The 14,811-nt window shown below is 68.9% G+C and carries 14 protein-coding genes; all 14 read right to left on the reverse strand.

From position 1 onward, the window contains the following. Positions 1-9: 9 nt before the first annotated feature. A complete protein-coding gene (gene atpB, locus Pka01_RS24535) occupies positions 10-798 on the reverse strand; it encodes a F0F1 ATP synthase subunit A (protein WP_203885214.1) in 789 nt (262 codons plus the stop codon). A 135-nt stretch (positions 799-933) separates the two neighbouring features. After that, entirely contained in the window at positions 934-1,149 is a 216-nt protein-coding gene (locus Pka01_RS24540; protein ID WP_203885215.1) for an AtpZ/AtpI family protein, read from the reverse strand. A gap of 63 nt (positions 1,150-1,212) precedes the next feature. Continuing rightward, the gene (locus Pka01_RS24545; RefSeq protein ID WP_203885216.1) at positions 1,213-1,635 is read right to left on the reverse strand and encodes a Cg1360 family ATP-synthase-associated protein; all 423 of its coding nucleotides are present in this window, start codon (positions 1,633-1,635) and stop codon (positions 1,213-1,215) included. 115 nt (positions 1,636-1,750) lie between these two features. Further along, positions 1,751-3,127 (reverse strand): glycosyltransferase family 4 protein, encoded by a 1,377-nt coding sequence (locus Pka01_RS24550; RefSeq protein WP_203885217.1) that lies wholly within the window; start codon positions 3,125-3,127, stop codon positions 1,751-1,753. Between the two features lie 57 nt (positions 3,128-3,184). Continuing rightward, on the reverse strand, positions 3,185-4,453 hold the full coding sequence (glyA, locus tag Pka01_RS24555; RefSeq protein ID WP_203885218.1) for a serine hydroxymethyltransferase: 1,269 nt from the start codon (positions 4,451-4,453) through the stop codon (positions 3,185-3,187). Positions 4,454-4,559: 106 nt separating this feature from the next. Further along, positions 4,560-4,946 (reverse strand): hypothetical protein, encoded by a 387-nt coding sequence (locus Pka01_RS24560; RefSeq protein ID WP_239115264.1) that lies wholly within the window; start codon positions 4,944-4,946, stop codon positions 4,560-4,562. Positions 4,947-4,983: 37 nt separating this feature from the next. After that, positions 4,984-6,462, reverse strand: coding sequence for a hypothetical protein (locus Pka01_RS24565; RefSeq protein ID WP_203885220.1), 1,479 nt, complete (start codon positions 6,460-6,462; stop codon positions 4,984-4,986). A gap of 177 nt (positions 6,463-6,639) precedes the next feature. Next, positions 6,640-7,287, reverse strand: a complete 648-nt coding sequence (locus Pka01_RS24570; protein WP_203885221.1) for an L-threonylcarbamoyladenylate synthase — start codon at positions 7,285-7,287, stop codon at positions 6,640-6,642. 65 nt (positions 7,288-7,352) lie between these two features. After that, positions 7,353-8,207, reverse strand: a complete 855-nt coding sequence (gene prmC, locus Pka01_RS24575) for a peptide chain release factor N(5)-glutamine methyltransferase (protein ID WP_203885222.1) — start codon at positions 8,205-8,207, stop codon at positions 7,353-7,355. 45 nt (positions 8,208-8,252) lie between these two features. After that, positions 8,253-9,302 (reverse strand): peptide chain release factor 1, encoded by a 1,050-nt coding sequence (gene prfA / locus Pka01_RS24580; RefSeq protein WP_203885223.1) that lies wholly within the window; start codon positions 9,300-9,302, stop codon positions 8,253-8,255. Between the two features lie 102 nt (positions 9,303-9,404). Further along, the gene (gene rpmE, locus Pka01_RS24585) at positions 9,405-9,623 is read right to left on the reverse strand and encodes a 50S ribosomal protein L31 (protein ID WP_203885224.1); all 219 of its coding nucleotides are present in this window, start codon (positions 9,621-9,623) and stop codon (positions 9,405-9,407) included. Positions 9,624-9,850: 227 nt separating this feature from the next. Next, positions 9,851-11,869 (reverse strand): transcription termination factor Rho, encoded by a 2,019-nt coding sequence (gene rho, locus Pka01_RS24590; protein WP_203885225.1) that lies wholly within the window; start codon positions 11,867-11,869, stop codon positions 9,851-9,853. 414 nt (positions 11,870-12,283) lie between these two features. Further along, positions 12,284-13,243, reverse strand: a complete 960-nt coding sequence (gene thrB, locus Pka01_RS24595) for a homoserine kinase (protein ID WP_203885226.1) — start codon at positions 13,241-13,243, stop codon at positions 12,284-12,286. A 130-nt stretch (positions 13,244-13,373) separates the two neighbouring features. After that, entirely contained in the window at positions 13,374-14,432 is a 1,059-nt protein-coding gene (thrC, locus tag Pka01_RS24600) for a threonine synthase (RefSeq protein ID WP_203885227.1), read from the reverse strand. Positions 14,433-14,811 lie beyond the last annotated feature (379 nt).

The raw sequence follows: 14,811 nt of genomic DNA on the forward strand, positions 1-14,811 counted from the left end.
TGTGGGTTCTCAGTGATCCGAGTGCAGCGAGCCGCCGATGTACATCGCGGCGAGCAACGTGAACAGGAACGCCTGCAGGAACTGGATGAACATCTCGAAGCCGGTCATGGCGATGGTCATGACCACGCCCAGGACGCCGAGCCCGGCGCCGAGGGGGGTGAGCTTCTCGAAGAGGAACCAGAATCCGACGGTGCTGAAGAAGGCCAGGATGAGGTGGCCGGCGAACATGTTCGCGAAGAGTCGGACGGCGTGCGTGAACGGCGCGATGATCAGGTTCGACATGAACTCGATCGGGGCCAGCAGCACGTAGATCGGCTTGGGCAGTCCCGGCGGGAACATCATGTTCTTGAAGTAGCCGCCCAGGCCCTGGTGCTTGATGCCGAGGTAGATCTTGATCACGTAGATCGTGGCGGCGAACACCGCGGGGAACGCGATGTGCGACGCGATCGGGATCTGGATCAGCGGGATGACGCCGAAGAAGTTCCACAGCAGGATGAGGAAGAACAGGCTGAGGAGCAGCGGCATCCAGCGCTCGGCGTCCTTGCCGAGGAACGGCCTGGCCACCTCGTCACGGACGAACTCGTAGCCCTTCTCGCCGATGTTCTGCATGCCCCGGGGCACGAGCTTCGGCTTGGCGAAGGCGCTCCAGGCGAAGGCGCACACCAGGAGGGCGCCGACGACGGCGAACACCGCCGGCTTGGTCAGCCAGTCGGGCGCTCCGGCGTACAGCGGGGGGAAGTCGAAGATCGACGGCCCCGGTGCCTGGAAGTCGTCGGCAAGGACAATTGAGGGGGTCACGTGACCACCTCGATTACCTGCTCGGACTGATTCGTCCGAGTCATGCCATGGTTGTTCGTCCGCTCGCTACGCTCGCGCACGGGCGTTCCCTTCAACGTGATTGATCAACAGAAGAGCGTGGGAAGCCGGCAGCTTTCAGCGGCCGTACTTCAGGTACACGAGGTAGACCCCGAGCACCGCGCCGAGAATGACACCTATGGGGATGAACGCGTGCACATCGGTCCACCGGCTCAGCAACCAGCCGAGGCCGCCCCATACCAGGATCCCTGACAGCACGTAGCTGGGGATCGACCAGGCGGCGTCGGCGAAGTCGCGGCCGTCGCTCTCGGGCGTGCGCTCCTGTTCGCTCATCGCGCGCACGACGATAGCAGGAGGCGGGGGGACTAGTCATATCGGGCTGACCCGCAAGCTTGATCATCTCGGGCCCCGGCCGGGAACCTCGGCTCCGGGCTCGACGTACAGCAATTTCAGCTTCATGAATCCGCGCATCTCACCGATGGTCCACGTCAGCGTGCACGCGATGACGCTGAGAGCGAACACCCGGGAGTTGAACGCGGTGGTTCCCTCGAAGGCCGTCAGCATCGCCATGATCGCAAGCACCTTGACCACGTATCCCACGACCGCCGCGGCCATCATGGCCATGGGTGAGACCCGGCCGGCCCAGGAGACCACGATCAGACCGACGGTGAAGAAGACCGCGACCAGAGCAAGCCCGATGCCGGCGCCCAGCGCCCCCTTGACTCCGGTCAGGATCGCCGCCAGAACGAGGGCGACGAGACCTACCACGAGGGTCGGCACGGCGGCGCCCTTGAGCACGCGCACGTCGTTGGCCTGCATCGGAACTCCATGGTCGATTGTCAAACGAGCGATTGCTACCTATAAGGACGCGATAAGGTGCGTCCTGTTAGTGAAAGCTATCACAAGCTCCGCGCCGCTGCCTTTACCAGCCCTTTCAGGAGACTGTGCCAGTGGTCACGTTGGCCGGGCGGGCAGGCGGCTGAGCAGGTGACTGGTGCTGAGCCGGAGGCTGGTTCGGAATCCGGGGCCTGCCCGCGACCAGCACGTCCGCCGGAGGCGAGATCCGGGACTGGTTGGGGATCCGGCCCCCGGACTGCGGATAGGGATGGGCCCGGACCGGCCCCGCCGGCTCGGCCGCGTCCGCGACGACGGGGACGAGCGGGACCACGATCTGCGTGGCCGCCTTCCGCTGGCGGAACTCCTCCCGCTGGCGCCGCCACCGGGGCAGCCCCATCAGCACGAGCACGCCGACCGCGAACAAGATCGTGAGCGGGAACACGATGAGCGGGACGCCGCCGATCGACAGGCCGACGATGGTGGAGGCGAACAGGAACGTCCACGCGTACATGATCAGAACGCTGCGGCGCTGCGAGTGCCCGATGTCGAGCAGCCGGTGGTGCAGGTGGCCGCGGTCGGGCGCGAAGGGCGACCGGCCGGCGGAGGTGCGGCGGACGACCGCGAGGATCAGGTCCGTCAGGGGCAGCACCATCACCGCGACCGGCAGGATCAGCGGCAGCATGACGGGGAACTTGTTGATCCCGACCGCTTGCGGCTCGACCGACGAGGTGATGGTGATCAGCGACGTCGCCAGGAGCAGGCCGATCAGCATCGACCCGGTGTCACCCATGAATATCTTGGCCGGGTTGAAGTTGTGCGGCAGGAAGCCCAGGCACATCCCGATCAGGATGGCGGCGATCGCGGCCGTCATGTTGATCCGGGAGCCGCCGCTCATCTGGGAGAGCGCGATGGAGTAGGCGAAGGTGGCCATGGCGGCGATGCCCACGATGCCGGCCGCCAGGCCGTCGAGGCCGTCGACGAAGTTCACGGCGTTGATGACGATGACCACGATCATGATCGTGATGACCGTGCGGAGCGTGGTGTCCAGGCCGGTGGATCCCCCGAGGAACTGGGGAAGCGGAAGCCACGGGAGGTACATGCCGAAATACACGAGCAGGCCGCCGGCCCCGATCTGACCGCCGAGCTTGACCAGCGAGTCCATCCCCAGCCAGTCGTCCAGGAATCCGGTGACGACGATCAGTCCGCCTGCCGCGAGCAGGGCCGTGGTCGTCTGCCCGTTCAGGCCGTGGGCGAAGGCGTCGCCGACGTAGGGCAGATGGTTGGCCATCAGCAGCCCCGCGACCAGCCCGCCGAACATCGCCAGGCCGCCCAGCCGCGGTGTCGGCACCTTGTGCACGTCTCGTTCTCGCACTTCAGGGGCCGCGCCGATGCGCACGGCGAAGACTCTGACCGGGGGCACGAGCAGGAAGGTGACCGCTGCCGCCACGAGCGCCAAGAGGAGATATTCGCGCACGGACCTAGTTTCCTGTATGGGCGAACCGTATGTGACGAGAAATCAGCACAGACCGCCTCATTCCTCACGGGGATATGTCGGATGTGTGGCGGTCAACACCTTTACCCGTTGGAGCACCGACGTTACCGCACCGGAGTCGAGGACGGCGCGGGCGACGAGAGACGCGATCTCTTTCATTTCGCCTACGCCCATCCCCTGGGTGGTCACGCACGGCGTGCCGATCCTGATCCCCGAGGTCACGGTGGGCGGCTCGGGGTCGTAGGGGATCACGTTGCGGTTGAGCGTGATCCCGGCGAGCGCGCAGCGGCGCTCGGCCTCGGCACCGCTCACCCCCAGGTCACGCAGGTCGATGAGGGCGAGATGGGTGTCCGTGCCGCCGGACACCGGCCGCATCCCCTCGGCCGCGAGCCCCTCGGTCAGCGCGGCCGCGTTCTCGACGGTCCTGGCCGCGTAGCGCTTGAATTCCGGCCGCAGCGCCTCGCCGAAGGCCACCGCCTTGGCCGCGATCACGTGCATGAGCGGCCCGCCCTGCGTGAACGGGAACACCGCGCGGTCGATCCGCTCCGCCAGCTCCTCCGTGCAGAGCAGCCCGCCTCCGCGCGGCCCGCGAAGCGTCTTGTGGGTCGTGAAGGTCACGACGTCCGCGTACGGCACGGCGGACGGGACCGCCTCCCCCGCCATCAGGCCGATCGTGTGAGCGGCGTCGACGAACAGCCACGCGCCGATCTCGTCGGCGATCCCGCGGAACACCGAATAGTCGATCAGCCGGGGATACGACGTGGCGCCACAGATGATCATCTTGGGGTTGTGCCGGATCGCAAGCTCGCGGACCTCGTCGTGGTCGATGAGCTCCGTGTCGCGGCGCACGCCGTAGGAGACGACATCGAACCACCGGCCGGAGAAGTTGACGTGGGAACCGTGCGTGAGGTGCCCGCCGTGCTGGAGTGCCATCGCCAGGACCGTGTCCCCCGGCTGGAGCAGCGCCGCGTACGCCGCGAGGTTCGCCGAGGCGCCGCTGTGTGGCTGGACGTTGGCGTGATCGGCCTTGAACAGCGCCTTCGCCCGGTCGACGGCCAGGGTCTCGGCCCGGTCGACCACCTCGCACCCGCCGTAGTACCTGCGACCCGGATAGCCCTCGGCGTACTTGTCCGTGAGGGTCGACCCGAGCGCCGCCATCACCGCGCCGGAGGTGAGGTTCTCACTCGCGATCAGTTGGAGACCGCCGCGCAGTCTGTCCACCTCGTCCAGCAGGACCTGGGCGATCTCTGGATCCTCCCGCGCCAGCTGGGAGAAATCCGGCCCGTAGAACGGCTCCGACTTGTCCATTGAAATCCGCCCGCATACCGGGGACGACACTCCTCTCAATGTAGACCCCGCGTCGCCGCCGGGCCCTCGACGAGCGGTCCTTTGCCCAAGCTGTAGGCAAGGGAGATCAGGAGAATGCGTGTGGAGCCCCCGCTCCGCCTGGGACCCAGCGGGGGGTGTCGGCGGCCTCGTCGCTGATCGCGATGAGCACCGCCTGGCGGTACATGCCCAATCGGCCGCGCCATTCGGCCAGGTCGCGGACGTAACGCTCCGCGACGGGCGCGTCCCAGACGTCCCTGCTCCTGGCCTGCTCGTACGGCCGGTCCAGCGCGCCCGTCAGCCGGTCCATCAGCGGGACCACCTGCAGCCACAGGTCGACGAGTCGCTGGTACTCCGGGTTGAAGACCCACGCGGTCGGCTGGCCGCCGGGGCTGAGCAGGTCGGTCCCCGACGGGGCAGGCGGCAGTTCGCCGGGCTGTAGCGGAACGGGTGCGGGCGGGTCGACATACGTCACGATCGCGCCTCCCATGCGCTCTGGCCCACGGGCGCCTTCACAGCCTGCCGTCCCAGGGACGTCCCTGCCCGTCCGCCGGTCCAGGAGAGCGGTGGCGGCCGCCTCCGTAGGAGCCTCCCTGCCCCTCCTGCCCGTACGGCTCCGGCCGGGAGTGCCTTCCAGTCGGCTGGAGCGGGTCGCCGGGCTGCTCCGCCTGAGCTCCGGCGCATCCCTCCGGCAGGGGTCGGTCACCGTGGGACGCGGCCGTCCCCGGCGCCCACCGGCCGCCCTCCGGAGGCGTCGCTTCTGGCAAGGTCACGCCCGGGATCTGGAACGGCGCGGTCTCGCGGCGGCGGTCGACCACGACCCACAACGTGTCGTCACCCGACCGGCCGGTGGGATAGGAGACCACGTCGACGGGCTGGACCGCGGACGGAAGCGGGATGTCCTGCCAGATCCCGGCGGCGGCCGACATCCGGGGATCCGCTCCCGCCGGGGCCGGCCGGCCGAGGTCCCCCGGAACGTCCAGCGCGCCGTCGGGCACAGGTGAGCCCAGCACCAGGTACGGCTCACGCGTGGCGGCCGGAGGCCGTGCGGCGGCCGAGGGGTCGAACGCGGCGGCCGCTCCCAGGTCCGCCACCGCCGCCGCGTCCGCTGCGACCGCCCCGGACCGGGGATCGGCGGGATAGGGCGCGCCGGGCCCTCCGGGCGTTCCCGCCCGATCCGGCGAGACGGGCCTGTGGAAGCGAGGGTCGTGGGTCGCGTCACCGTGTGGGGACCTGCCCGGGCCTGTATGGGGCCTACGGCGGTGTTTCCCAGGATCTGAGACACGACCATGCGGGGTGCCGCTCAAGCCGCTCTGAGCGCCGTCGTGCTCGCCAGGCCGGGAATCCTGGGGCAGGCAGCCTCCGGGCTTCGCCTCCCCCGGCTTGGCGTCACCCGGCTTCAGGTCTCCCGGCTTCAGGTCTCCCGGCTTCAGGTCTCCCGGCTTGGCTTCGCCGGGCTTCAAATCTCCCGGCTTGGAATCGACCGGTTTCTGGTCTCCCGGCTTGGAGTCACCCGGCTTCGCATCCCCTGGCTGCGCACCGCCGCGGACGCCGTCACCTGGGGACCCCAGCCTCGTGGGGTCGCGCTTCGGCTTCGGCCTGGCCGGCTCCCGTCCGGCCGGAGGACGCGTGACATGCCCGGAGCCCGGGCCCCTGTCCTTCGCACTCTCCTTCTCACGGGGGCCGTCATCGGTGACGACCCGCCGCGGCGCGGGCGTGGAGACGACCGTCATCAGGGACTCGTGGCCGCCCTGCCGCCGCTGTCTCTCTTGCTTCTCGAGGAGCGCCAGACGGTCGGTGACGTCCTTCACCATCCCCCTGCACGCGTCGGCCACCTCCGACGGATGGTGCGTGGCCTGAACGGCGACACCGGCTCCGCGGGTCAGCTGCGCGATCCGCGCGTCGAGCGTGTCCAGCCGCTTCGCGGCCCGCTGGAGACCTGCCAGCATCTCGCGGACGAGCTTCGGATCCATCCCATCGAGCTTGGCCATGGGCATGCCTCCGCAGAGATATCGGCAGAGATATCGGCGCACCTCACGGTAGCCCGGAAGGACCCCTCACCCCATGGTCGATAGCCAGACGGCATGATTCGCCCGCGGAACGGCTCCCTCGGGGAGCACGGCGTAAAGGCGGGGTGCCCCCCGCCTTCCGTCCCATGAACTGAACGCTCAGTCCTCTGTGGCGAGATATCCGACGACGCCGCGGAGCTTGTCCGCCGGGATCGCCCCCTTGCGGAGAATCCGGGGCACCGCGGTGGTGAGGTCGAGGATCGTCGACGGCACGTTGTCCGCACACGGTCCGCCGTCGAGATAGACGGAGACCGAGTCGCCGAGTTGCTCCTCGGCCTCGGCGGCGGTGGTCGCAGGCGGGGCGCCCGACCGGTTCGCGCTGGAGACCGCCATCGGCCCTGTCTCCTTCAGGAGGTCGAGGGCGACGGGGTGCAGCGGCATGCGGACGGCGACCGTCCCCTTGGTGTCGCCGAGGTCCCACGACAACGACCGGTTGGCCCGCAGGATGAGCGTCAACGGGCCGGGCCAGAAGGCGTCGGCGAGATCCTGACCGTAGGTGCCGAGGCTCTCCACCAGGGCGTTCGCCGCCCGGACGGTGCCGACGAGCACGGGAACGGGCATGTCCCTTCCGCGTCCCTTGGCCTCCAGGAGGGCGTTCACCGCGGAATGGGTGAAGGCGTCGGCGCCGATGCCGTAGACGGTGTCGGTGGGCATGACCACGAGCTCGCCCCGCCGTACGACCGAGGCGGCGTCGATCAGCCCCGAGACCCGTTCACCCTGATTGGCACAGTCATACCGTCGACTCACATGCCTATCCTGCCACGTGCCACGCCCCACTCCTTCCCCGGCGATCACATCCGGGGAGGATCGGGTCAGTCCTGGTTGAGGCGGGCGGTGACGAAGCGGTCGCGGCCGGTCAGGTCCTGGCGGAGCCGGACGTCGCGCCAGCCGTTGTCCTCGGAGAACAGCCAGTACACCGAGTTCCCCTGCTCGTCGGCGTGCTCGACCGCCACGAAGCCCCCCGGCCGCAGCAGCCGCCTGGCCGTCCGCTCGACTGCCCTGACCTCGTCGAGGCCGTCGTCTCCCGATCCGTACAGAGCACGGGACGGGTCGTAGTCGCGCACCTCGGGATCACGCGGGACCGCGCCCGGCGGGATGTACGGCGGATTGGAGATCACCAGGTCGACCCGCCCGTCGAGCTCGGGCAGGCAGTCGGCGAGGTCCTCAGGGTGGAGCGAGGTCCTGCCCTGGCCGTGCTCGAGGATGTTCTTCTTGGCCCAGACGTACGCCACGGGGTCGATCTCGACGGCGTGCACCTGCGCGAGCGCGACCTCCTGGGCGATCGACAGCGCGATCGCCCCCGATCCGGTGCCGAGATCGACGACGATCGGCGAGGTGACGTCCATCTCCCGCAGGCGGTCGATGGCCCAGCCCGCCACGACCTCGGTCTCCGGCCGGGGCACGAAGACCCCCGGGCCGACCTCGAGCGACAGGTAACGGAAGTAGGCGCGGCCGGTGATGTGCTGGAGCGGCTCCCTGGCCTCCCTGCGGGCGATGCCCTCCCAGAAGAGCGCGTCGAAGTCCGCGTCCTTCACCATGTGCAGCTTCCCCCGCGACACACCGTGCACGAAAGCCGCGATCTCCTCGGCGTCAGTGCGCGGTGACGGAACGCCCGCCTCGGCGAGCCGGGCGGTGGCGTGGGCGATCTCGTCGAACAGGAAGGTCATGGTCTCTTACGGCGTGGGCTCACGGGCGGGTGGGAACGAGACGCCTTACGACGAATGAGCGGCGAGCTTCTCCGACAGTTCGGCGTCCAGCAATGCCTGTATCACCGCGTCGAGCTCGCCGTCCAGCACTTGGTCGAGGTTGTACGCCTTGAAGCCGACTCGATGATCGGAGATGCGGTTCTCCGGGAAGTTGTAGGTCCTGATGCGCTCGGACCGGTCGACCGTGCGCACCTGGGACTTGCGTTCCGCCATGGCGGCGGCCTCGGCCTCCTCCTGGGCCATGGCGAGCAGCCGGGCGCGCAGGATGCGCAGCGCCGACTCCTTGTTCTGGAGCTGGCTCTTCTCGTTCTGGCAGGAGACGACCACACCGGTCGGCAGGTGCGTGATCCGGACGGCGGAGTCGGTGGTGTTGACGCTCTGACCACCGGGTCCGCTGGACCTGAAGACGTCGATCCGCAGGTCGTTCGCGTCGATCTGGACGTCGACGTCCTCGGCCTCGGGGTAGACGAGCACCCCGGCGGCCGACGTGTGGATGCGGCCCTGCGACTCGGTCACCGGCACCCGCTGGACTCGATGGACGCCGCCCTCGAACTTGAGCCGGGACCAGACGCCCTCCCTGCCCTTGATCGCGACCGTGACGTCCTTGTAGCCCCCCAGATCGGAGTGCTGGGCGTCGATGACCTCGGTCTTGTATCCGGCCCGTTCCGCGTACCTCAGGTACATCCGCAGGAGGTCCCCGGCGAACAGCGCGGACTCCTGCCCGCCCTCACCCGCCTTGATCTCCATGATGATGTCCTTGTCGTCGTTCGGGTCGCGCGGGACGAGGAGGTGGGTCAGCTTCTCCTCCAGAACCGGGATGCGGCTCTCGAGCTCGGCGGCCTCCTCCGCGAAGGCCGGGTCCTCAGCCGCCAGCTCACGGGCCGCGGTCAGGTCCTCCCGGACGCCCTCGAGCTCGCGGTAGGTCGCCACGATGGGAGTCAGGACCGCGTAGCGCTTCCCGTACGTCCTGGCCTTCGCCTGGTCGGCGTGCACGGCGGGATCGGCGAGCCGCTGCTCCAGGTCCGCGTACTCACTGATGATCTCATCGAGGTTCACCGCACACTCCTTCACTCAGAAAATCGCCCGTAATCGCCAAGGACGCCGGCTCCGGCGCACTCATGATCGACAGAGCGCGCCCGAACCGGCGTCCTGAAAGAGCTACTTGCTCTGAGCCTTCTTCCCGAACCGGGCCTCGAACCGCGCCACCCGGCCACCGGTGTCCAGGATCTTCTGCTTGCCCGTGTAGAACGGGTGGCAGGCCGAGCAGACGTCGGCGTGGATCACGCCGCTCTTCGCGGTGCTGCGCGTGGTGAAGGAGTTCCCGCAGGCGCACGTCACCTGGGTGAGCACGTACTCGGGGTGGATGTCGGGCTTCATGTCTGTTTCCTAACGCTCAGTGCGGTCGCCGGGTCGCTTCTGCCGTCGGACGGCTTGCGCGCATCGGCACACTCATGTGCGCGCGGCGGGAACCGGTACCGCTGCGGTTCGGGTTCCAGTGTGCCAGATCCTGCAACCTTCCCAGGCCATCGGCTATTCCTCGCGCACTTGCCTGTCATGACGACGCCCTGGGCGGCGGGCCGCCCAGGGCGTCGATCATGTGAGAACTAGTCGCGGTCGTTGCTGACCGTGGTCTTCTGGACCTGGAGCAGGAACTCGGCGTTCGACTTGGTCTCCTTCATCTTCTCGAGAAGGAGTTCCAGAGCCTGCTGCATGTCCAGGGCGTGCAGCACCCGCCGCAGCTTCCAGACGATCGACAGCTCGTCCTTGGCCATCAGGATCTCCTCCTTGCGGGTGCCGGACGCGTCGACGTCCACCGCGGGGAAGATGCGCTTGTCGGCCAGGGACCGGTTGAGCTTGAGCTCCATGTTGCCGGTGCCCTTGAACTCCTCGAAGATGACCTCGTCCATCTTGGACCCGGTCTCGACGAGGGCGGTGGCGAGGATCGTCAGCGAGCCGCCGTTCTCGATGTTGCGGGCGGCGCCGAAGAACCGCTTCGGCGGGTAGAGCGCCGTGGAGTCGACACCACCGGACAGGATGCGGCCGCTCGCGGGAGCCGCGAGGTTGTAGGCGCGGCCCAGACGGGTGATCGAGTCGAGCAGGACGACCACGTCGTGGCCGAGCTCGACCAGGCGCTTGGCCCGCTCGATGGCGAGTTCGGCGACCGTGGTGTGGTCCTCGGCCGGGCGGTCGAAGGTCGAGTGGATGACCTCGCCCTTGACCGACCGCTGCATGTCGGTGACCTCTTCAGGACGCTCGTCGACGAGAACGACCATCAGGTGGCACTCGGGGTTGTTGCGGGTGATCGCGTTGGCGATCGACTGCAGCACCATCGTCTTACCGGCCTTCGGCGGCGAGACGATCAGACCACGCTGGCCCTTGCCGATCGGCGAGACGAGATCGATGATCCGGGTGGTCAGGACGTTCGGCTCGGTCTCCAGGCGCAGGCGCTCCTGCGGGTAGAGCGGCGTCAGCTTGTTGAAGTCGGGCCGCTGCCGTGCCTGCTCGGGGTCCATTCCGTTGACCGTGTCGAGCCGGACGAGCGCGTTGAACTTCTCGCGCCGCTCCCCGTCACGCGGCTGACGGACCGCGCCGGTGACGACGTCACCCTTGCGAAGGCCGTTGCGGCGGATCTGGGCGAGCGAGACGTAGACGTCGTTGGATCCCGGCAGGTAGCCGCTCGTCCGAACGAACGCGTAGTTGTCGAGGATGTCGAGGATTCCCGCGATCGGGATCAGGACGTCGTCCTCGCTGATCACAGGCTCGTTGCCGTCGAAACGGTCGCGCCCGCGGCGGTTGCGCTCGCGGAAACGCCCACGGCGGCCACGGGGGTCGTCGCCCTGCTGGTCACCGCGGTCACCGCGGTCCCCACGGCTCTGGTCGCCGCGGTCCCCACGGGTCTGGTCGCCACGCTCTCCGCGGCCCTGCTGGTCACGACCGGGCTGGTCGCCACGACCCTGCTGGTCGCGGTCACGACCACGGCCCTGGCCTTCACCGGCGTCCGCGGCGCGCTGGTCGCCACGCCCGTCGCGGCCGTCACGGCCGTCACGGTCGCCTCTGCGGTCGCCGCGCTCCCCGCGGTCCCGGTTGCGACGCTCACGGCGGTCGCCCCGCTCGCCACGACCCTCACGGACCTCGCCCTGGGCGGCGTCGGCCTGCGGGTCGGCGGCGGAGGCCGCGTTCAGAGTCTCGGCCGGAGCGATGGCGGCCGGAGCGCTGTCCACGCGCTCCGCCGGCACCCGGTCCTCACGCGCCACGACGGCGGGAGCGGCCCCGAGGTCACCGGCCGGAGCCGCGGCGGGCTCGGCGGCGGACGCGGTGGAGCGGGAACGTTCCCGGCGACCGCGAGTGGGACGCTCGGCCGTGGCGGCGGTCTCCGCCGGCGCCTTGGCCTCGGCGGCGGTCTCCCCCGAGCCGCCCTGCTTCTCCTGGATGGCTGCGATGAGCTGGCTCTTTCGCATCCTGCCCGTCCCGCTGATGCCGAGACCGCTGGCCATGGCCTGCAGTTCGGGAAGCACCATGCCTGCCAGGCCGGTGCCGGAGCGACGACGCTGTCGGGCCGGGGCGGTGCTGGGGGTGTCGCCGGCGGCCTGGCCGTCGGAGAGGAGTTCGGTGGTGTCGCTCAACTAAAGGTCCTTCCCAGGGGTCGGGCGCCAGACTTTTGCGTCCATGCGTCCCGGTGGTGCGACCCGGCGGGACAGACCGGGTCGGAAATTCGCGAATCTCATGTGTCCATGACCCTCGGGACTCGCGAGCGGTAGGTGCCCGGGGATCAGCCCCCGGGTCGTAGCCACCGACCAGGTGTCTTGGTGGAACGAACTCGCATGTCTCCGAGAAGGCCGCCTCTGGTCACGCCACCCGAAGGTGTGCCGACTGGAGGAAACGGTTTCAGGGAAATCGCCCTGCCCGCGTCGAAGGACGCGAAGCGAAGTGCAGCGATGTGCGAATGACAAGCACGCACCCAACACGGGGGCACCTGGTGCGGCTATCAGCCGCACATCACCAGCGCGCACAGCTATTCCCTGAAGGTCGAAGAGGCATCAGCGTGTCTCGGGAAACAGAACGCCCGCACCAACCGTGTCGACGTTCATTGGCTGGATTAGCCACTCCGTACCCACTTCTGACGCGATCAAATCCTGCGTATCCCGTGTCGCAAACACAAGGACTGTCGGGCCCGCTCCCGAGACCACGGCGGGCAGGCCCGCCGCTCGGAGCCGGCGCACCAGATCCGCGGTCCGCGGCATCGCGGGCGCCCGGTAATCCTGGTGCAGCCGATCCTCGGTGGCGGCCATGAGCAGGCCGGGCTCCGGCGTCTGTGTCAACGCCGCGACCAGCAGCGCCGCCCGTCCCGCGTTCGCCGCCGCGTCGGAGTGCGGGACGTCCTTCGGAAGCAGCCCCCTGGCCTCCTCGGTGGACAGGCGGAAACCGGGGATCAGCGCCACGGGCCGCACATCCTCGTGCGGTTTCAGTTTGACCATATGCGCAGGTCCGAGGTGATCCGACCAGGCGATCGTCAGACCGCCGGCCAGGCAGGGGGCCACGTTGTCCGGATGGCCTTCGAGCTCCGTTGCGAGTGCGAACACGTCGGCGTCCGTCAGCTCGCCGGGCCCCGTCGCCCCCGCGTCTCGCGGGCCCGCCGTACCGGCGAGGGCCCGGGCCGCGAGGATTCCCGCGCAGATCGCGGCCGAGGAGGACCCGAGGCCGCGGGCGTGCGGGATGCGGTTGAGACAGCGGAGCCGGATTCCCGCAGGCTGGACGGCGCCCATGCGGTCGAACGCGACGCGCATCGCCCTGACGATGAGGTGACCCTCACCCAGGTCCAGTTCGTCTGCGCCCTCACCCTCGACCTGGACGTGCACGCCCGCGTCGGCGAGCAGCGTCGCCTCGACCGCGTCGTGCAGGTCGAGCGCGAGACCGAGGCTGTCGAAGCCGGGACCGAGATTGGCGCTGGTCGCCGGGACGCGAACGACGACGCCGGGGCGGTCGTTGTCAGTTGTCATTCATCACCTGAACCCGCTGTGCATGATCACGAACAATATCCTGGCTGGCCGGACCGACATTTCGCGAATCCGCGCACGATCACGCCCGATTCGCGCAGGGCGTACGGCGCGACCACTCTGATGACGGGCGTCAGGCCAGCTCGAGAGCGGAAGCGGCCGCGAAGGCGTCGACGGGGATCGTCACCGGCGCCGGCGCACCGGAGATCGCCCAGTCGGGGTCCTTGAGCCCGTTGCCGGTCACCGTGCACACCACGCGCTGCCCGGGAACGAGCATCCCCTGCTCGTTGGCCTGCAGCAGGCCCGCCACGCTCGCGGCCGAGGCGAGCTCCACGAACACGCCCTCCTCCTGGGCCAGAAGCTTGTAGGCGGCGGCGATCTGGCGGTCGGTGACGGACTGGATGGCCCCGCTCGACTCGTCGCGCGCGGCCTCGGCGAGCCGCCACGACGCCGGGTTGCCGATCCTGATGGCGGTGGCGATCGTGTGCGGATGCGTGACCGGGGCTCCGATGACCAGGGGCGCCGCGCCGCTGGCCTGGAATCCCAGCATTCTGGGCCGCTTGGTGGCGATGCCCTCTTCCGCGTACTCCTTGTAGCCCATCCAGTAGGCCGAGATGTTGCCCGCGTTGCCTACGGGGATGCAGTGCACGTCCGGCGCGTCGCCGAGTTCGTCCACGATCTCGAAGGCGGCGGTCTTCTGGCCTTGGAGCCGGTGCGGATTGACCGAGTTCACCAGGGCGATCGGATAGTTCTCCGCCAGCTTCCTGGTCATCTCCAGGCAGTCGTCGAACGAGCCCTCCACCTGGAGCAGCTTGGCGCCGTGCACCAGGGCCTGGGCCAGCTTGCCCATCGCGATCTTCCCGCGCGGAACCAGGACGGCGCAGGTCAGGCCGGCCCGTACGGCGTAGGCGGCGGCGGAGGCGCTGGTGTTGCCCGTCGAGGCGCAGATGACCGCCTTGGCGCCCTCCTCGAGCGCCTTGCTGATCGCCACGGTCATGCCGCGGTCCTTGAAGCTGCCCGTCGGGTTGAGACCCTCGACCTTGAGATGGACGTCGCATCCGGTCAGCTGGGAGACGCGCCGGGCCGGCACGAGAGGCGTTCCGCCCTCGAAGAGGGTGACCACCGGCGTCGTCTCCGACACCGGAAGCCGGTCACGGTACTCCTCGATGAGGCCACGCCAAGCCCTGGACATGATTACTCCCTTCACGCGCCGCATACGCGTGCAACCTGGGGTATTGGCCACCGAGTCTACGGGCTTCCGCTCGCCATGTGGGAAGAATTGTCCAAGTACTGGACAGGGCCGGAACCGCCCAGGTCTCTCCACCACACTCAGCGGGTGAGGCCCCAGGAGCGCCGCTCCATGAATCGACGGCCGCGCCCGCCACCGCCCCCGGGAGCGACATCGCCGTCATCAAGGGCCTTGCGCCGGGCACTCAGAGTCGATACATGGCCAAAGTCCCGTTGTGCGCCGCCTCGCCCGAAAAGGTGGGCTTTGCCGTTATTCGCCGCACATTCCTGGTTCCAGTTTGCCAGGCGAGGTCGAGATCAGGCCCCGGGCCCTCGTAGATCAT

This window comes from Planotetraspora kaengkrachanensis (assembly GCF_016862895.1).
Classification (GTDB): domain Bacteria; phylum Actinomycetota; class Actinomycetes; order Streptosporangiales; family Streptosporangiaceae; genus Planotetraspora; species Planotetraspora kaengkrachanensis.